Genomic DNA, 19,810 nt, shown 5'->3' with positions numbered 1-19,810 from the left:
GGATTGACATAAAAGCAACCGGTGCCGGCAGCTTGATTGGATTCCTGCCAATCAGAAAGAATCATGGAGAAAAAATAGATATTTCCGTGTATAATGAATTTATATACGAACCATTAGCTAAAATAATGAAGGTGAGGAATTTTTCATGGGGAATTGGCTTTCTTGGATTTTATGGGTCTTTTGTTTTTTCTTTGCTGTGGGTGCTGTTTTCTGTTATCGTTGGTTCTACCAAATCCGGAAAGCAGGGACTTCCATAGACCAGGTGCTTTCCGTACTGCAGAAGTATTCTCTGGAATCTATCAGGGAAAATTATGGGAATCTGCAGGATGAAATGGCAAAGGCACCCTATGGGGATCTCTGGAAGAAATTGGAACGGACCCTGTTCAAAACCCGCTCTGAAGGGGTTCTGATGACCCAGGATCCGGAAGCCTTTTACAATGACAGAACCTTGCTGGAGAATCTGCCCCTGGACCTGTTCCGGGCTATGCCGGGAATATTCACCGGTCTGGGCTTGTTGGGGACTTTTGCCGGGATTACAGTGGGAATCAGCGGTATCGATCTGGGCAATGTGGAAACCATGAAAAGTGGGATTGAAGTTTTGCTCAGCGGGACAAAGACGGCCTTCCTGACTTCTGTTGTCGGCCTGATTCTGGCGCTTTTCTACAGTCTTTTCGACAACTGGATTTACCGTCCTTACACCCAAAAGCGGGTTGCCTTGATCGATCAGCTCAACGCCCTTTTCCCCTCCAAGAGTCTGGAAGAATTCCTGTCCCATCAGGCAGAGCAGGCGGAAGAACAGACGGATGCCATGCGGGAACTGAATGGGGAACTGGTGGGCCGTCTGGAAGACATGTTTGTGAAACTGAGCCAGAGCATCGATGTAGCTCTGAAAAACAATTTGAAAGAATCCTTCACCCAGAGCCTGGAACCGGTTTTCCAGGATCTGAACCAGTCCATTGATAAACTGGGCACCAGTGCCGGGGATACCCTGTCCAAATCCATCGAACAGGGTGCAGGGGACCAGATCCAGGGACTGGCCGTGACCCTTCAAGATGTTCAGGGGAAAATGGGCAATATGATGGAAGTCTCTGAACGGTTGAATGCGGAAAATGCAGCCCGTCTTCAAAGTTCGGTGGAATTGATGGTGACCAAGCTGAACGAAACCATGGACGCCAATATCCAGAAACAAGCCAGCACCAGCGATGCCAGCCAGGCTGCCATGAAGCAGCTGGTGGAAGAAATGAATGCCAACCTGAAAGCAGCTCTGGACCAGATGGTGGAAGCCGGCCGGACAGCCAACCAGGCACTGCTCCAGACCACGGAAGCCACCCGGGGCACCATCCAGGAAATCACGGATACCATGAGCCGGAGCACCCGGACCCAGAAGGAAGAAATGCTCCAGGTGACGGCCAATATGAAAGATTCTGTACTGGAAGTGCTGAAACAGCTCCAGCACGATATGCAGGAACGGAACCGGACCATGGATGCCTATATGGCCGGGTTAAAGGAAATGCTGGGCCACAACCGGGAAATCATGGCTTCGGCCGGGAAAACGGCGGACAAGTTTGCTTTGGCCAGCACACCTATGCAGAAGGTGGCGGATACCCTGGGCAGTCAGCTGAACCTGGTGGTCAGCGCCAGCAACCAGTTCAACAGCCATGTGGACCAGAATGTCCAGAAGCTGGTCCAGGCCAGCCAGAGCAGCCAGAAAGACCTGGGACTGATCCGGGACTCCATGAGCACCATGCGCAGTGCCTGGGAAAACTATCAGCAGACCTTCCAGGGAGTCAGCCGGGAAATGCGGGAAGCCACCGAAACCTTGGGCCATTCTCTGGAACAGTACAATACCTCCACCAGCAAATGGCTGTCTGAAACCCTCAGTCAGTATGACAAGAGCATCAAAGAGGCTATGAATTCCGTGTCCACCATCAACCAGAGCCTGAGTGATTCCATCCAGGATCTGTCGGACGCCATGGAAAAGAACAGACGGCACTAAGGAGACTTTTGAATGTGGAAGAAAAAGAAGGAACAACGGGCAGAACAGCAGGGGGATGCCTTCACTACCTCGGTCAGTGACCTGATGGCCGGGCTCCTGAGCATCTTTATCCTGGCCCTGTGTTATTTCATGCTGAATTTCCAGACGGTGACCAACAAATACACCGGGAATACGGAACTGCGGAACCAATTGCTGAAGGACGTGGGGAAGGATCTCCAGGCCCAGGGGCTCCAGGTGCGGATCGATACCAAGCAGGGGGTGCTGCGGATTCCGGAAAGTGTGCTGTTTGAATCTGGGGAAGCCAACATCAAGGACCAGGGCCAGGCGGCTGTGGGCAAGCTGAGCCAGTCCCTGCTGAAAACCATGACTCGTCCGGAATACCGGGAAGCCCTGGAAACAGTTTTCATCGAAGGGCATACGGACAACGTACCCATCCACAACGAGTCTTTCCAGTCCAACTGGGAACTTTCCACCCAGCGGGCCATCAATACCTGGAACCTTATGCGGAATGATGTGCCGGAATTCAACTGGCTGGTGAATCCCCGGGGAGAGCCTATCTTCTCCTGCTCCGGCTATGCGGAAACCCGGCCGGTACGGGAAAACGGACTGGATCCCAATTCGGAAGAGGGAAGAGCCGCCAACCGGCGGATCGACATCCGTTTCGTCATGATGCCTCCTCAGGATCCCGGGGAAAAGCCTTCCGGAGGCAGCCATGGATAAATCGCTGCGGAACAGTCTGGAACGGCTGAAATCTTTTAAAATCCGCCTGCCTGAAGTCTGTCTGCATCCCGGAAAGCCGGTGGAACTGGAAAAATGGCTGAAAAAAACCGTATCCGATTCCGGACGGCGGCCGGCCTTGGATCCGGTGACCATGGAAGAAATCTATACCAAGGTGAAAGGACAGGAAAGAGGGAAGAAAGTGCCACTGGACTTGAAACGGGAAGTACCTTTCCTGCCGGTCCTGCTGACTCGGGATAAAAAGGAAAAACCCCGTTTCTATGAAGTCCTGCTCCAGGATATCCTGCAGGTCATCCAAGAGGGGACTCCCCGTTCCGCCCGGCGGAACACTTTCCGGAATCTGGTATTTGCCTACTTCACCGTATACGGACAGCCTTACAAGGGGGAACGGCTGCAGAAATGCATCTCTCTGTTTCTCCAGAAAGATCCTGAACTGCTGCGATCGGTGCTGTATCTCCGGAACCGGAAGCAGCTGCTGAAACCCAACGGACACAAGCTGCTGACCCGGGAAATCCAGAAACAGCGGAGTTTCCATAAGGCGTTGGAAGAATTCAGCTGGCCGGTGAACTTGTGGTACGGGGCTTTTTCCCAGTGGGCTGTCAAGGATTTTTTTCAGCTGGAGGAAGAGAACGACTGGGATGAACTGTTCGGCGTGCTGAAAGAAATTTGTGAGAACAAAGCCTGCGGGAACATGGTCCCTTATGCTGCGGAGAAGATGATTTATCTGACGGACCGGTCCGGTGACGGAAACCGGGAAAAAGAAGTACGGATCCTGCTGTTCCAGGCGCTGGGAGATCCCCGGGATCCGGGAGCCAGCCTGAACTGGGTGGATGTGGAGGAAAGAGCCCGGGAAATTTTCCTGTCCTGGTTGAAAAAGAACGATCTGAACCTATTCTTTACCATTATTTCCAAGACGGTAGGTCGGGTTTCCACATCGGAAAACATGTGGAAATACCGGAAAAACTTTTGGGAAAAGTATCTGGATGCCATGTACTATACCCGGGTGTTCCTGGGGCCCGAAGCAGAATGGATTGCCAGGCGCATGGACCTGGCCAAACAGGGTATGGGTTTTGGACGGTTGAACGGTCAAGGAGATTCTCTGAGGAGTCTGCTGATGTTCAGCATTGGAGATTACGTTTTCATTGAAGCCAGCCACAATGGCAAACTGAGGGTTTGGAAGAGAGGAAAAGAACCTCTGCCTTTTTATCAAGCAAAATATAGTTATAAGGAATTTTATTATGTGGACGTTACACAGGCTTCCAATGTGGAAGCGGATTTTGTCCATTCCAGTTCAGAAACCGGTTCCTGGCAGCGGAAGGTCAATGAATGGGTGCGGAGACACTGTGGAGTACGGCCCAAAGAAAGCACATGGAGGTAAAATATGACCAACTACCACTTTTGGACAGCCCAAGAGAAAGGGTATTTTTATCCCTGTCACCAAACAGAACCTACAGAAGATTGGCCTCTGATCCAGGGACAGTTGGAAATCCTGGCTTCTGAAGGAAAAGTGGAGGAGGGACCGGAAGGATTCCTGCTGCCCCATGCCCGAGCGGTGGAGCTTGATCCGGAAATTTCGGAAATCCTGGAACTGCCGGATTATTTCCCCTATGCAATCACCCTTCGCAGTCATGGCAGCCTGGGCTCCCCGTCTTTTCGGTATGAAGTGGAATACCTGCGCCCGGACGGGACGCCTTTTTATGGCTTGGTAGTACGGGGTTCTTACGTGGAGCTGAGCCGGGAAACCTGTTACCGGTTCAACCGTGACCAATATGATTTGCTGAGCCTGGTGGAAGAAAGCAACCGGGAGAGCCAGAAAATCCAGGATAGAGGGGAAGTCAGTCAGTACAATACCCTTCAGCTGGCCCGGATCAAGGAACGGGCGGAAAAAATCCATGCCACCCTGGACCGGTTCATGGAACGGCAGAAAGTTGTTACGGCGGACAAGCTTTCCGTGCGGCTGGAAAAGAATCCGGATGGTTCTTTTTCCGTACTGCCGGTCCTCTTGCGGAGGGATGGGGATTCCTATACCCGGATCGAAGCAGATTCGCTGGACCAGGGGTTTCGGAGCAATCCCTACAACACACGAAAAATCTATGGGCCGGACAAGACCCAGTATGTTTTCACTCCAGAACAGGCGGAAGGCATTCGTCAAATGCGCCAGTGCCAGCGGCTGTCTCCGGAAGCGGCCCGGCAAGTAGCAGAACATCCCCGGGAGGTTTTCGGTTCTGAAGCCTTTGATTTTGACTTGGGGGTGTATGGGGACAGGGTGGTTTCCATTGGGGAATTCCTGGCTCCGGATCTGCCTTTTTCTCTCAGTTCCGGACGGAACTGGCTGCCTCCGGAAGGAACCGTTGAAGAAGATGGCCGGGAAGGTTCAGCCCATAAGACGGAAACACTTCATCTGGAGGAAAAGGACTATCCGGAATTGTTCCTGCTGGAGGAAAAAGGCTATCCGGAATTGTTCCTGAAGGTCAGCGATGCTCTGGACCGGGGAGAAAAACGGATTGTCCTGGGCAGTCAGGAAGTAGAACTGACACCGGAATTCCTGGACTATGTGGATCAGCTGAAAGCAAAAGCTGCAGAAAAACAAAGGGAACAGGTACAGGGATCCGAAAGTACCGGAGAAAAGAAAAAAGACGCGTCTCTGCAAATCCAGGAAAATTTCCTTTCTCGGGAATATCATTCTCGGAAAGCAAAACGGGAAAAGCAGCTAAACGGGAACCGTCTGGGAAGTTTTCTGGGCAAGGGACTCAAAGCAGGCATCCGTCCCATGCCTCATCAGCAGGTGGGGCTGGAACAGCTGGCTGCCTGCTGGGAGAGTGGCTGTCATGGGGTGCTATTGGCCGACGATATGGGCCTGGGGAAAACCCTGCAGGCCTTTGGATTCCTGGCAGCCCTAAAAAAAGCCTATGGCAGCGGGGACATGGCATCGGTGCTCATTGTGGCACCGGTTTCCTTGCTCCAGAACTGGATGGAAGAATACCGGAAATTTGTGGCAGAGGGCGTATTCGATGGGATTGTGCCCATGTATGGCAGTGAGCTGAAAAAACACTGGGCCCGGAACCCGGACGGAAGCCGCTGTTATTTCCGGCCCCCGGACCCCAATCTGAAGGAAGTCTCCATGCTGGATTTTCAGGACCGGGAACGGCAGATTGATTACAGGCAGAACCATTTGATCCTGACCACCTACGAAACCCTGCGGGAACTGCAGCTTTCTTTCGGCAGAGTGGCCTGGAGCGTTATGATCTTGGATGAAGCCCAGAAAATCAAGAATCCGGCCACCAGGACCTCTGTAGCAGCGCGGGCCATGAACTGCGATTTTGGTCTTGCACTGACCGGGACCCCTGTGGAAAACTCCTGGACGGATCTGTGGACCATTATGGACTTTGTGGAACCGGGCAAGCTGGAATCCCTGAAGGATTTCAACAGCCATTACCAGAGCCAGCTGAAGAACGTGGAAAACGATGGAACCCTGCTGAAAAAGCTGGGGGACCAACTGCGGAAGAATCTGGATCCCTGTTTCATCCGGCGGCTGAAGGAAGATGTAAATCTGGGGCTTCCTGCCAAAGAAATCCTTCGGTTCAAGGATCCCATGCCGGAAGAACAGCGAAAAATGTATGGGGAAGTGGTCCGGGCGGCACGGCAGGAAAATCAGCCGGAAGAAAATTCCATGACCATGCTTCAGGCCATTGCCAGGCTGCGGGATATTTCCTTGTATCCTTTCCTTGGCCGGGAGAAGGCAAAGAACTATCCTCTCAGCAATCCAGATCTTTTCTTTGGATCGTCCGCCCGGCTGATGCGGACCCGAAAAATCCTGGATGAGGTGCGGGCCAAAGGGGAAAAAGCCCTGATTTTTGTGGAAAGCAGGAAACTGCAGCTGCTGCTCAGGACTTTTCTGGAAAAGGCCTATGGAGTTCAAGTACAGCCTCCCATCAACGGGACTACACAGGCTGTGGCCAGACAGAAAATGGTGGACCAGTTCAATGGGGCTCCAGGGTTCCAGGTGCTGCTGCTGTCCCCGGAAGCAGCCGGGGTAGGGCTGAACATTACCGGAGCCAACCATGTGATCCATCTCAGCCGTTGTTGGAATCCAGCCAAAGAAGACCAGGCCACGGACCGGGCCTACCGGATCGGACAGAAAAAGGCTGTGACCGTATATTTGCCCATGGCTGTGGATACGGATTTCCCGGAAGAGGCATCTTTCGATCTGAATCTGGATGACCTGCTGCAGTACAAGCGGGATTTGAGCCGGAGCGCCCTGTATCCCACGGAAGCCAGTGAAGAAAATGCCATGGCCATCCTGAAGCGGATCGAAAAGGCTGCAGGGTGAAAAGCAACAGAGAAGGTAAAGTACGGCCGTAACAAAGGCCGTAACGAAGGCATCCAGCAGGAACGCAACAGCAACATCCTCGGCATGCTGCGGGAAAAGATCCCCATGGAGACCATTGCCCGCATCACGAAAGTATCGGTGGAGCAGATCCGGGAACTGGGTAAATTGAATGGGGTATTATAAGAAAAGGAACTGTCCCGGGTGGGGCAGGTCCTTTTTGATGGTGCAGAATCCCTTTTTTAATTTCTAATCAATAATAATTCTCTATTGCTAAAATTCAGAATTGATAGTATAATGATTCCAGGAAACAAAAGACCATATCATAAAGGAGGGCATAGTATGAAGACGGTTGTATTGGTAAAACAGGTACCGGCGGTTTCTGACATTGAAATCAGCCCGGCTGATCATAACCTGGTGCGGGTGGGGGCTCCCTCGCAGCTGAACCCTGTGGACGTCCATGCCATTGAGGCGGCTCTGGCTGTCAAGGACCAGGTCGGCGGTGAAGTGGTCCTGATCACCATGGGCACCGCCCTGGCCGGGGAAATCCTCCGGGAAGGCATCGCCATGGGGGCTGACCGGGGCATCCTGGCTTCGGACGAACGGATGGCAGGGTCGGACACCCTGGCTACGGGACGGATCCTGGCGGCAGCCATTGCCAAACTGGGGGACGTGGATCTGGTATTTACGGGCAAGCGTTCCAGCGACGGCGATACCGGCCAAATCCCGCCGGCCATTGCCCAGCTGTTGCATATGAACCTGCTTTCCTATGCCGATGAAGTGGACCTGAACGACAATGTGCTCACCGGTGTACGGGACAACCGTGGGGGCAGGGAAACCCTGAATGTGCCGCTGCCGGCGGTGGTTTCTGTTACAGAAAAATGCAATACGCCCCGGGCTCCCAAAATCAAGGGAAAGATGGCTGCCAAGAAGGCTGTCTTCGATGTGTGGCGCCTGGAAGACCTGGGGCTGGCCCCTGAAAAGGCGGGCAAAGCCGGGTCGGCCACGAAGGTCACAGAGCTGTTTCCGCCGGAACCGGCACCGGTGGGGCAGAAAATCACAGGCGGCACCGCAGTGGAAATGGCCGCCAACCTGGTGCGTGAACTGCGCGCCCGGAATCTGGTATAAGGAGGGACACAACCATGGACTGGAATAAAGGAATCGGCGTATATCTGGAACAGCGGGAAAATGGCTTGAGCCCTCTGACCATTGAACTGCTGGGCAAGGCCCGGCAGCTGGCGGATGGGAAGGGATTGCCCGTGATCGGGTTCCTGCTGACCGCAGACGGGGCGGCACCCGCCAGGGAAGCCATTGCTTACGGGGCCGACGGGGTGGCTCTGGTGGAAGACAGCCGGCTGGCAGCTTTTGACGGGGCCCTGTACACCCGGGCCCTGGCCCAGGCCGTAGGGCAGCTGCAGCCCGGAGCGCTCCTGATCGGCGGCTCTCCGGAAGGCCGGGAAGTGGGCGGCCGGCTTTCGGCACAGATGGAAGTGGGACTGGTAGCCGACAGCATCGATGTGCGGTACGAAGGGGAGGACGATACCCTGACCTGGATCCGCCCGGCCTATACGGGCAAGCTGTTCGTGAAGATCCAGACCACCACCCGGCCCCAGCTGGCCACCATCAGCGACAAGATCTTCCACGGAACCCCGGCGGATCCCGGTCGGCAGGGAGAAGTGAAGAAGCTCACCGTGGACCTGGGGGATGCATCTCCCCTGGTGAAGGTGGCCGGGTTCGTGCCCCTGGCCAAAGTGGAAGGGAACCTGGATCTGATGACTGCGGACATTGTGGTCGGTGCCGGCCGGGGCGTGGCCAACCAGGAAGGCATGGAGGAAGTCCGGGCCTTCGCCAAACGGATCGGAGCCGGGTTCGGGGTTTCCAAACCTCTGGTGGACGCCGGCTGGGCCCCCTACGACTGGCAGGTGGGGGTTACCGGCAAAAAAATCGCTCCCAGAGTCTACCTCGCCCTGGGCATCTCCGGTGCCATCCAGCACAAACTGGGCATCCAGGATGTGGAATGCATCGTGGCCGTGAACAAAGACCCGGATGCCCCCATTTTCCAGTTCGCCCATTACGGACTGGTTGGGGATCTGTTCGACGTGATGCCGGAACTGGAAAAGCTGCTGAAGAAGAACTGAAAAACGGGGCTGCGGCCCCGTTCTTTTTTTTGCCGAATGAAGGAAAATGGAAAAAAATTGTGACAAGAGCAATGGATCAGAGAATGAAATTGGCATTTTCCGTTGTCATGGGATACAATGGAGGCCAGCTGACGCTGGCATGAATCAGTAGAGACGTGTAAGGGCGGATTGGTGATCCGCCCACCAGGTTATAATCAATCGTAGAATTTCAGAGGAGAGATAAAATGTTGGAAGAACAGATTAAAAAAGCCAATGCCTGTGTGGATGCCCATAAGGAAGAACTGTGGAACATGAGCGATGCCATTTTCGACCATCCGGAACTGGGACCCCATGAAGTGTTTGCCAGCAAGCTGCTGACCGATTACCTGGAAGCCCACGGGTTCACGGTGACGAGAGGCATCGGCAGCCTGCCTACGGCCTTCAAAGCAGTGTGGAAGAACGGGGAAGGGGGACCCAACCTGGGTCTTCTGTGCGAATATGATGCCCTGCCCGGCATGGGCCATGGCTGTGGCCATCAGATGCAGGGCCCCGGTGTATTGGGGGCGGCGGTGGCCATCCAGCAGGCGGCCGGGGACAGGCCTTTTACCCTGACGGTGTATGGCACCCCCGGGGAGGAGAACATCTGCGGCAAATACATCATGATCGAAGAAGGGTGCACCTTTGAGGAACTGGATGTAGCACTGATGATGCACGGGGGCCCGGCCACCCAGACGGACATCAAATGCCTGGCCAATGCGGAATACCAGCTGACCTACCATGGCAAAGCCGCCCATGCGGCCCTGAAACCGGAGGCCGGCCGGAGCAGTCTGGATGCCATGTGCCTGGCCTTCCACGGCATGGAATGCCTGCGGGAACACGTGACGGATGATGTACGGCTGCACTACAACATTACGGAAACCGGCGGTACGGCTGCCAATGTGGTGCCCAGCCTGACCAGCGCCCAGGTGATGGTGCGGGCCAATACGGTGAAGGCCGTCCATGAGCTGATGGCCCGGCTGGAAAAAATCTTCAATGGCGCGGCCATGATGACGGAGACCACCGCAGAGATCGAACTGGGCAAGGTGCTGGACAACAAGATCCCCAACCTGCACCTGAATGACCTGCTGATGAAACATGCGCAGGCCCTCCATGCGCCCAACTGCCAGCCGCCCCGGCAAAAGACCGGTTCCACGGACTTTGCCAATGTGATGCACCGGGTGCCCGGCAGCTGCATCCGGGTGGCTTTTGTGCCCGACGGCACCAGCTCCCATTCGCCGGAATTCATTGCGGCCGGCAAGAGCAGAGAGGCCCATGAGGCAGTGGTGTTCGGAGCCAAGATCCTGGCCGATACCCTGCTGGAACTGGCGGAATGCCCGGAGGAACTGAAAGCCATCAAAGAGGAATTCAGGGATCGGCTGGCCGCGGAGGAAAAGGAACAGTAAGAAGGGTTCCGGTTACACCCTCCGCCCGGCGTAGGGGTACAGGAACAGCTTTTCGCCTTTCTGGTGGAAGCCGAAGCCGATGTTGTTGCCGGAATCCAGGCTGGGGCCGTCGTTTTCTGCCTGTTCCAGGGTGAACCCCCATTTTTCCAGGCTGCGTCTGAACCAGGGCAGGGAGAAGTTGTGGGGACTGGCCTTGGGGTAGGTGGCCAGCAGGGTTTCCATGGATTTTCGGCCTCCGTCGAAGTAGAAGTAGGTGCCCAGGATCCGGGCGTTCTTCCGGAGAAGGGGAAGCAGTTCTTCGTAGAAAAAGGTGGGCCGGTAGAAGTTGTGCTCGTTGGCGGCGAAGAAGTCGATGTTGAGGTCCACGCAGCCTGGCACCAGGGGCAGCTGCAGGGTGCTGTCGGCGATGTACAGGACGTCGAGGGGATGGCCCTCCTGTTCCATGAGCTTTTTGTACATGGAGAGAGTCTCCGGGTACTTGTCCACGATGATGTACTGCCCGTTTTCGGGGAAGTGGCTCTGCTGGGTGTACAGGAAGAACCAGGCGTTCACATAGGTTTCCAGTACCACGCTGCCGGAAAGGTCCATCCCGTCCAGCTGCCGGTTCATGAAGTTGCAGGCCTGCTGGAACAGGCTGATCATGCCGGCTGGCAGGTCCTTGTACATGAGCCGGTGTACGTCGGGGGTATCGTCGTTGTCGGTGTAGCGGTTTTCGGTCATCAGGATGCCGTCGTGGATGTGGGCCTGATAGCCGCAGGGACAAGCCAGCTGGGCCTGGTAGATGTACCGGGTGTCCATGGCCACCTGGGAAAGGGCCAGGGCTTTGTGGCAGCGGGGACAGGCGAGCAGCCCCAGCATGGACAGGGGCACGCCCACTTTCCGGGCGGGGCCTTTCTGCCGGGCGGTCAGTTCCCGGATCTTCTGGTTCAGGCCTTCCACCTGGTCATGGAGTTTGGCCAGTTCCTGCTGGCATTTCTCTTTCTGATGCTGGTACAGCTGCAGCAGTTCTTCCCGGATGTCGTCGTTTTCTCCGTCGGTGATCCGGTACAGGGACAGGATGTGGTGGATCTCTGCCAGGGTGAAGCCCAGCTGCTGCAGGGCCAGGATGGTATCCAGGTCGTGGAGGGTGGCCGGGTCGAAAATGTACTGTTTGCCGGATTTGGGGGGCACCAGCAGCCCATAGTTGATGTAGTAATAGAGATGATCCCGGGAGATCCCGTATTTTTTGCCTACCTGTCCGATTTTCATGATGGTTTCCTTTCTGGTGATATTGTGGGTAATTCGCAAGGTTGGTGTAAAAACCTATCCACCATTGCGCTGATGCGCAACGGTCCCCCTTCCCTTCCAGGGAAGGACAAAGCGTTGTGTCCCCCGCGACGGAGACGAGAAGGAGTCTCCCAGTCCTGTGGAAAAGGGGGAAAGCGTTGTGTCCCCCTGAAAGGGGGAAAGGGCCCGCTTGCGGGTAGGGGGTTAGTACACCCAATGTAAATTTAGAAACGGTGTTTGAACCTATCCAGCAGAATGGTAGTAAAGAGTCGTACGGTCGGTGTAAAAACCTATCCACCATTGCGCTGATGCGCAACGGTCCCCTTCTCTTTCAGGGAAGGACAAAAGATTTGTGTCCCCCGCGACGGAGACGACGAGGAGGAGTCTCCCAGTCCTGTGGAAAAGGGGAAAAGCGTTGTGTCCCCCTGAAAGGGGGAAAGGACCCGCTTCAGCGGGTAGGGGGTTAGCACACCGGACAACCGGCAGCAGACGGTGTTACTCGCAGGGCCGGTGTAAGAACCTATCCACCATTGCGCTGATGCGCAACGGTCCCCCTTCCCTTTCAGGGAAGGACAAAGATTTGTGTCCCCTTGAAAGGGGGAAAGGGCCCGCTTGCGGGTAGGGGGTTAGCACACCCAATGTAAAATTAGAAACGGTGTTTGAACCTATCCAGCAGAATGGTAGTAAAGAGTCGTACGGTCGGTGTAAGAACCTATCCACCATTGCGCTGATGCGCAACGGTCCCCCTTCCCTTTCAGGGAAGGACAAAAGACGCCCTTTCCCCCGGAACCAGGCTGTTCCTGTTCGTCACAGCCGTCGCGGGAAGGACAAAAGACGCGGGAAGGACAAAGACTTGTGTCCGGATGCTTTATTATACCCTAAAAGTTTGAGTCTGCTCAACATTTTTTGCACTTTACCCCAGAAAAGTGGGGTTGACGTGGAGTGTACTGGAACGGATATACTCTAGCCATGATCTGAAAACACCCCTGGAAACAGGATTTGGGGGTTGGCCCTTGCGTTTGGGCGCCAGTCCTTTATAATGGAAGAGGAGAAGGGAGACATACCAATGAAATACATCAAAGAAGGCAAGGAACGGACGAAGGAAGACCGGCGGGAGCTGCGCAACACGGTATCCGCCATCATCGAGGATGTGGTGAACGAGGGGGATGCTGCCCTGAAGAAATACAGCGAGAAATTCGACGGCTATGTGCGGGATGCGTTCCGCGTAAGCAAGGAAGAAATCGAAGCGGCCTACAAGGAAGTGCCGGCCCAGGACATCGAAGATATGAAGGCGGCCCTGCACAATTTGCGGGCGTTCGCCGAAGCCCAGCGGGCCACCATCAAGGAACTGCCGGATTTTGAACCCATGCCGGGGATCCACCTGGGACACCGGGTACTGCCGGTCCAGTCCTGCCTGTGCTACGTGCCGGGAGGTCGGTTCCCTCTGTATTCTTCGGCCATGATGCTGATCACGCCGGCCAAGGTGGCAGGGGTGAAACGGATTGCAGCGGCTTCTCCGGTGGCTCACGGCACCGGGCACATCAACGCCCACACCCTGGTGGCCATGGACCTGGCCGGGGCCGATGAAATCTACGCCATCGGCGGGGTACAGGCCATTGCGGCCTTTGCCTACGGCACGGAAACCATTCAACCTGTGGATATGATCGTAGGACCTGGCAACCAGTTCGTGGCAGAAGCCAAACGGCAGTGCTACGGCCAGGTGGGCATCGATTTCGTGGCTGGCCCCAGCGAGGTGCTGGTGATCTGCGACGACCAGGCCGATCCCAAGGTACTGGCTGCGGACCTTTTGGCCCAGGCGGAACACGATCCCAATGCCAAGGCCATTTTGCTGACCACCAGTGAACGGGTGGCGAACGACACCATCAAGGCGGTGGAAGAGGAACTCTCCTGGCTGCCCACGGCGAAGATCGCCCGCCAGAGCTGGGATACCTTCGGGGAAGTGGTGCTGCTGGACAACCTGGACGAAGCCATCGACAAGGCCAACAGCTATGCGCCGGAACATCTGGAAGTGAACCTGAAGGATGCGGATGGGGTCATCGAAAAGCTCCACAACTATGGCTCCCTGTTCATCGGCGGCAACACGGCGGAAGTGTTCGGGGATTATGCCTCCGGCACCAACCACACCCTGCCCACGGTGAAGGCGGCCCGGTACACCGGTGGTGTGTATGTGGGCACGTTCCTGAAGACCTGCACCCACCAGAGCATGACGGCGGAAGCCAGCCGGAAGATTGCTCCGCTGGTGAACCGGATGGCCAAAGGCGAAGGCCTGGAAGGGCATGCGTACGCCGCCAAGTGCCGGTTCTAATTAAAAAAAAGGTGTGAAAAAATGCTTTTTCACACCCCGTCACTAGTCACTAGCCGATGGAAGCCAGCTCACGCTGGCGAATTTAAGGAGCTGTGAAGTATTATTTCACAGCTCCTTTTTCTGTGTTCAAAACGGTTACATTTGTGCTATAATAAGAATCACCGAGTTAAGAGGTATGAATTTTTCTGGAGGCGATCCTTATGAAACCGGATTATAAAAACTGGCTGCCGAAGACGGTACTGCACAAAGGCATCGAACGGACGGCCATTCCCTTGATTCTGCTCCTGGTGTTCGGGGTGTTCGGACTGGGAGGCATCCTGCCCACGCCCATCCGGCTGGTGATGATCTTCGTGTTTTCCATGGCCACCTTCTGGTATGGGTATAAAACCTGGCAGTGGTACGGGGCCTACCAGTATTTCGATCTGAACAACCCTCGCAGCATTGCCTGGAAGGTGCTCAGCGGGGTGGCTTCCAAAGTGGACCTGCCGCCCAAGGCCCATGTGCTGGATATCGGCACGGGCAGCGGGGCACTGGCCCTGGCCATTGCCAAACGGCATCCGGATGCCATGATCATCGGCACGGATCCCTGGGACCAGAAGGTGACCCCGGGCGTGGACCAGAAGCTGTGCCAGGCCAATGCGAAGGCAGAAGGCGTGAAGCATGCGGTGTTCATGTACGGCATGGCCCAGAAGGTGGAGTTCCCGGATGAGACGTTCGACGCCGTGGTGAGCAACTACGTGTACCATCATGTGCAGGGCATGGACCGGGTGGATGCCATCCTGGAGGCCCTGCGGACCCTGAAGAAGGGCGGGGTGTTCGTGATCCATGACATCATGACCAGAGGATTCTACGGAGATAAGGACATTTTGCTGAAACGGGTGCTGGAAAGCGGCGTCCAGGAGGCAGAACTGGTGCCCACGGACCAGGGCCTGTTCCTGACTCCGGAAGAGGCAGAAAAGAGCCTGCTGAAGGGCTCCTGCCTGCTGGTGGGGCGGAAGTAAAAATGTAATAAACTTGACAAAGTTTTATTTATCGGTTATAGTATAACCATCAAATGAATCGTGTCCGGTAGGCAAGGCTCCTACAGGGATATGGACTGCTGCCGCAACAGGATGGAGACATCCCGCGTAGGTCTGAACAGGCTGCGTCAAACAAGAAGGCGCCGCATAATGCAGTTTCACCGCCCTGTAGAGTTGAAGCTCGTACGGTGGCAATGGACCTGCTCCATTGAAGAAAATCAAATTTTTCGCCGTTCGGGTTACCCGGACGGCGTTTTCTTTTGTCGATTTCAGGTCCAAGAAAGGTGGTGGAAAGGCATGGACAGTGCCAGCGGAAGCGGTCGATCGCACAGGCCGGGGTACGGAAACGTAGGCGGAATCCGTCCTGCCTTTCCGGTTCCGGGCTTAAATTGACAGCTTCCTAAAGAGGGGATAGCGCCCCGCAATTCTTTAGGAGGAACAACATGAAAAAAGAAAATAAGGTACTGAAACTCCAGTCGGCTTCCCAGGAAACCCAGAACTTCCTGAAACAGGTGGCCGGCCTGGAAAAGAGCGAACTGCTCCGGAAACTGGGCTCCACGGAAAGGGGCCTGACGCCGGATCAGATCGAAAAGAACCGGGATGCCTACGGTGCCAACAAGGTGACCCGGGAAAAGAAAAAGACCCTGCCCCAGCGTCTGGCAGAGGCCTTCATCAACCCCTTCACGGTGATCTTGTTCGTGCTGGCCGGGGTTTCCACGGTGACAGATATCATCCTGCCCTGGCGGGCGGGGGACTGGGCGAACTTCAACCCGGTGACCGTGTGCATCATCCTGACATTGCTGTTGATCTCCGGCTGCCTGCGGTTCATCCAGGAAGCCCGCAGCGGCGATGCGGCGGAGAAGCTGCTGGAACTGATCACCACCACCTGTACGGTGATCCGGGAGGGCAAACGCCGGGAAGTGCCGCTGGAAGATGTGGTAGTGGGAGACCTGGTGTTCCTGTCCACCGGTGATATGGTGCCGGCGGATCTGCGGATTTTGGAGGCCAGGGACCTGTTCGTGAGCCAGTCTTCCCTGACCGGGGAAAGTGCTCCCCAGGAAAAGGTGCCGGCAGCGGTGCAGAACAGCGAAAGCAAAGCCGTGACGGAACTGGACAACCTGGCCTTCATGGGGACCAACGTGATCTCCGGTTCGGCCACAGGGGTGGTGCTGCGGACCGGTGATAGGACCCTGTTCGGCAGCCTGGCCAGTTCCATGGCCCAGGAGGCCCCGGAAACCAACTTCACCAAAGGCGTGAACTCTGTATCCTGGGTGCTGATCCGGTTCATGATGGCCATGGTGCCCATCGTGTTCGTTGTGAACGGCATGACCAAGGGGGACTGGGTGTCCGCCTTCCTGTTCGCCATTTCCGTGGCCGTGGGCCTGACACCGGAAATGCTGCCCATGATCGTGACCACCTGCCTGGCCAAGGGCGCCGTTTCCATGTCGGAAAAGAAGACCGTGGTGAAGAACCTGAACTCCATCCAGAGCTTCGGGGCCATGGATGTACTGTGCACGGACAAGACCGGGACCCTGACCCAGGACAAGGTGGTGCTGGAATACCATCTGGACGCCCAGGGCCAGTCCAGCCAGCGGGTACTGCGGTATGCCTACCTGAACAGCTACTTCCAGACCGGGTACAAGAACTTCATGGACCGGGCCATCATCAAAAAGACGGAAGAGGAAGAAAATGCGGATCCCCGGCTGGTGGATCTGTCGGAGAACTACAAGAAGGTGGACGAGATCCCCTTTGATTTCGCCCGCCGGAGACTGTCGGTGGTGGTCACCGATCCCAGGGGCCGGACCCAGATGATTACCAAGGGGGCTGTGGAAGAAATGCTGCAGGTGTGCAGCCATGTGGAGGAAAACCATGAACCCCTGCCCCTGACCGACGCCCTGCGGAAAAAGATCTGCAGCGTGGCAGACCATTTGAACGAAGAGGGGATGCGGGTGATCGCCCTGGCCCGGAAAATCAACCCCTCCCCGGTAGGGGCCTTCGGGGTAAAAGATGAGAACGGCATGGTGCTCCTGGGCTATCTGGCTTTCCTGGATCCGCCCAAGGACAGCGCCGCTGAGGCCATTGCGGCCCTGAAGGACCACGGGGTCACCACCAAGGTGCTCACCGGGGACAACGAAAAGACCACCCGGTGCATCTGCCGCCAGGTGGGGCTGCCCGTGGAGCACATCCTGCTGGGCAGCGACCTGGACAATATGGATGAGAAGACACTGGAAGGGGAAGTGGAACGGACCACGGTGTTCGCCAAGCTGTCCCCGGACCAGAAAGCCCGGGTGGTGGAGGCGCTGCAGGCCAAAGGCCATACGGTGGGCTTCATGGGTGACGGTATCAACGACGCGCCGGCACTGAAGAACGCGGACATCGGCATTTCGGTGGACAGCGCCGTGGATATTGCCAAGGAAAGTGCCGACATCATCCTGCTGGAAAAGAGCCTGATGGTGCTGGAACAGGGCATTGTGGAAGGACGCAAGACCTACGCCAACATGATCAAATACATCAAGATGACGGCCAGCTCCAACTTCGGGAACATGTTCTCGGTGCTGGCGGCCAGTGCCCTGCTGCCGTTTTTGCCCATGAGCAGCCTGCAGCTGATCATTTTGAACCTGCTGTACGAAATCTCCTGCATCGCCATCCCCTGGGACAATGTGGATGAGGAATACCTGAAGGTGCCCCGGAACTGGGATGCCGGCAGCATCGGCAGCTTCATGCTGTGGCTGGGCCCCACCAGCTCGGTGTTCGACTGGATCACCTATCTGGTGCTGTATTTCGTGATCTGTCCCCAGTTCATCAGCGGCGGCCTGACCTTCAACCACATCCCGGCGGGGACGAAGATCGCAGCCGGGGCCTTTGCCGGGATGGATATGCGGCAGGCCTATACGGCCCTGTTCCAGGCCGGGTGGTTCGTGGAATCCATGTGGACCCAGACCCTGGTCATCCATATGATCCGGACCCCCAAGATCCCGTTCATCCAGAGCCATGCGTCGGCCACCCTGACCATGCTCACCACCAGCGGGATTGCCCTTTGTACCCTGCTGCCCTTTACCGGGAGCCTGGGCAGGGACCTGGGATTTCTGCCGCTGCCGGGGGTGTATTTCGGATTCCTGGCCCTGGTGGTACTGGCCTATATGCTGCTGGCCACCAGCATCAAAAAAGCGTATATCCGCCATTATGGAAGTTTGCTGTAAGATGGATTTCATTTTTTGGGAAAGGAGGAACGCGCCATGCTGGACTTGATGATGAATCTGGAACCCCTGTTTTGGATCGGCATGGGAGCCATTGTGCTGGTGGTCTGCCTGATGCAGGTGGTCTGCTGGACCAGGGCTCCGAAAGCGCAGCGCCATGTGTGACCGACGATGCGTTGTGGAAAGGGAAGAGGGTCCCGCTGGCGCGGGATCCTTTTTTTGTGTGTAGCAGTCACTAGTCTGCAGTCACTAGTCACTAGCCGAAGGAGGAAATTCACCTGTGGGCTCATTTCCAGGAATGGATAGAAAACCCTATTCTAATCTTTGAACTTTTTCTGTCATTCCTTTCCACTGCTTCTGAATCATAGTATAATGAAGGAAAATTGTATCCTTAGGGGAGGACTATGATGGAAACCTTAGACCAGTTGGCCTTGCTGATGATCGAATATGACAAGGGGGATGCAAGACGCATCCATCATTTCTTGAAGGTCCATGCCTTTGCCCGGCTCATCGGGGTGGCAGAGGGCCTTTCCGGCCGGGAGCTGTTCAACCTGGAGGCAGCCGCCTATCTCCATGATATCGGCATCCACAAAGGGGAAGCGCTGAACCATGGGACCTGCACCGGCAAGATGCAGGAGGAACTGGGGCCGGAGGAAGCCAAACCCCTGCTGGATCAGCTGGGGATCACCGGGGCTGACCAGGACCGGATCCTGTGGCTCATTGCCCATCACCATACCTATGCCAGCATCGACGGGCTGGATGCCCAGATCCTGGCAGAGGCGGACATGCTGGTGAACCCCTACGAACACGGGGACAGCCGGGAGAGCAACCAGCATCTGTACGAGATGCTGTACAAGACAAAGACAGGAAAGCAACTGTTTGAGGAGCTGTATTTCGAGGACTACAAGGGGACCCGCTGAACAGGGAGAAAATGGACGATTGTCCTGTTCTTGTCGCTTGTCCGGTGTGGGAACCCCCTGCCCGCTGAAGCGGGTCCTTTCCCCCTTTTCCACAGGACTAGGAGACTCCTTCTCGTCGTCTCCGTCGCGGGGGACACAAGTCTTTGTCCTTCCCTGAAAGGGAAGGGGGACCAGCCGCATGGCTGGTGGATGGGTTTTTATACCGACCGAACGGGTAACACCGTCTGCTGCCGGTTGTCCGGTGTGGGAACCCCCTACCCGCAAGCGGGTCCTTTCCCCCTTTCAGGGGGACACAGATTTTTGTCCTTCCCTGAAAGGGAAGGGGAACCAGCCCTATGGCTGGTGGATAGGTTTTTACACCGACCAGACGAATACCACCGTCTGTAAAAGTTTGGCAGTTGTAGGCCCCCTGCCCACAAGGGGGCCTTATCAGTACCTTGATTTTCAAAGGAGATCGAAGCA

General features: G+C 56.0%; 13 protein-coding genes and 1 riboswitch. Of the genes, 12 read left to right on the top strand and 1 reads right to left on the bottom strand.

Features of this window, described 5'->3' with window-relative positions; genetic code table 11:
• The first annotated feature begins 145 nt into the window (after positions 1-145).
• From zorA to BQ5462_RS08530, 7 genes are all read left to right on the top strand, one after another.
• Positions 146-1,996 (top strand): anti-phage ZorAB system protein ZorA, encoded by a 1,851-nt coding sequence (gene zorA / locus BQ5462_RS08565; protein WP_071142915.1) that lies wholly within the window; start codon positions 146-148, stop codon positions 1,994-1,996.
• A gap of 12 nt (positions 1,997-2,008) precedes the next feature.
• A complete protein-coding gene (locus BQ5462_RS08560; protein ID WP_071142914.1) occupies positions 2,009-2,716 on the top strand; it encodes an OmpA/MotB family protein in 708 nt (235 codons plus the stop codon).
• A complete protein-coding gene (locus tag BQ5462_RS08555; RefSeq protein ID WP_071142913.1) occupies positions 2,709-4,112 on the top strand; it encodes an EH signature domain-containing protein in 1,404 nt (467 codons plus the stop codon). Before BQ5462_RS08560 ends, BQ5462_RS08555 begins: the two co-directional genes overlap by 8 nt.
• A gap of 3 nt (positions 4,113-4,115) precedes the next feature.
• Complete coding sequence (locus tag BQ5462_RS08550) at positions 4,116-7,064, top strand: DEAD/DEAH box helicase (protein ID WP_071142912.1); 2,949 nt, start codon at positions 4,116-4,118, stop codon at positions 7,062-7,064.
• Between the two features lie 339 nt (positions 7,065-7,403).
• Complete coding sequence (locus tag BQ5462_RS08540; RefSeq protein ID WP_071142911.1) at positions 7,404-8,189, top strand: electron transfer flavoprotein subunit beta/FixA family protein; 786 nt, start codon at positions 7,404-7,406, stop codon at positions 8,187-8,189.
• 14 nt (positions 8,190-8,203) lie between these two features.
• Complete coding sequence (locus BQ5462_RS08535) at positions 8,204-9,199, top strand: electron transfer flavoprotein subunit alpha/FixB family protein (RefSeq protein WP_071142910.1); 996 nt, start codon at positions 8,204-8,206, stop codon at positions 9,197-9,199.
• A 224-nt stretch (positions 9,200-9,423) separates the two neighbouring features.
• Positions 9,424-10,620 (top strand): M20 family metallopeptidase, encoded by a 1,197-nt coding sequence (locus tag BQ5462_RS08530; RefSeq protein WP_071142909.1) that lies wholly within the window; start codon positions 9,424-9,426, stop codon positions 10,618-10,620.
• Positions 10,621-10,632: 12 nt separating this feature from the next.
• Here BQ5462_RS08530 and BQ5462_RS08525 read toward each other — a convergent pair whose 3' ends face one another.
• Positions 10,633-11,868, bottom strand: a complete 1,236-nt coding sequence (locus tag BQ5462_RS08525) for a MerR family transcriptional regulator (RefSeq protein ID WP_071142908.1) — start codon at positions 11,866-11,868, stop codon at positions 10,633-10,635.
• Between the two features lie 1,084 nt (positions 11,869-12,952).
• Here BQ5462_RS08525 and hisD point away from each other — a divergent pair.
• The 5 genes from hisD to BQ5462_RS08505 all read left to right on the top strand — a co-directional run bounded on the left by hisD (position 12,953) and on the right by BQ5462_RS08505 (position 19,348).
• On the top strand, positions 12,953-14,212 hold the full coding sequence (gene hisD, locus BQ5462_RS08520) for a histidinol dehydrogenase (RefSeq protein ID WP_071142907.1): 1,260 nt from the start codon (positions 12,953-12,955) through the stop codon (positions 14,210-14,212).
• 200 nt (positions 14,213-14,412) lie between these two features.
• A complete protein-coding gene (locus tag BQ5462_RS08515) occupies positions 14,413-15,213 on the top strand; it encodes a class I SAM-dependent methyltransferase (protein WP_071142906.1) in 801 nt (266 codons plus the stop codon).
• A 56-nt stretch (positions 15,214-15,269) separates the two neighbouring features.
• A riboswitch (M-box (ykoK) riboswitch) is annotated at positions 15,270-15,431 on the top strand.
• 243 nt (positions 15,432-15,674) lie between these two features.
• Complete coding sequence (gene mgtA, locus BQ5462_RS08510; protein WP_071142905.1) at positions 15,675-18,431, top strand: magnesium-translocating P-type ATPase; 2,757 nt, start codon at positions 15,675-15,677, stop codon at positions 18,429-18,431.
• A gap of 36 nt (positions 18,432-18,467) precedes the next feature.
• A complete protein-coding gene (locus BQ5462_RS11525) occupies positions 18,468-18,593 on the top strand; it encodes a hypothetical protein (RefSeq protein WP_268873077.1) in 126 nt (41 codons plus the stop codon).
• Between the two features lie 239 nt (positions 18,594-18,832).
• Entirely contained in the window at positions 18,833-19,348 is a 516-nt protein-coding gene (locus BQ5462_RS08505; RefSeq protein WP_235819608.1) for an HD domain-containing protein, read from the top strand.
• Positions 19,349-19,810: the final 462 nt, after the last annotated feature.

The sequence above is a fragment of the Acidaminococcus timonensis genome (genome assembly GCF_900106585.1).
GTDB lineage: Bacteria > Bacillota > Negativicutes > Acidaminococcales > Acidaminococcaceae > Acidaminococcus > Acidaminococcus timonensis.
Note: the sequence above shows the minus strand (reverse complement) of the source record. Positions and strands in the feature narration are given on the sequence as shown.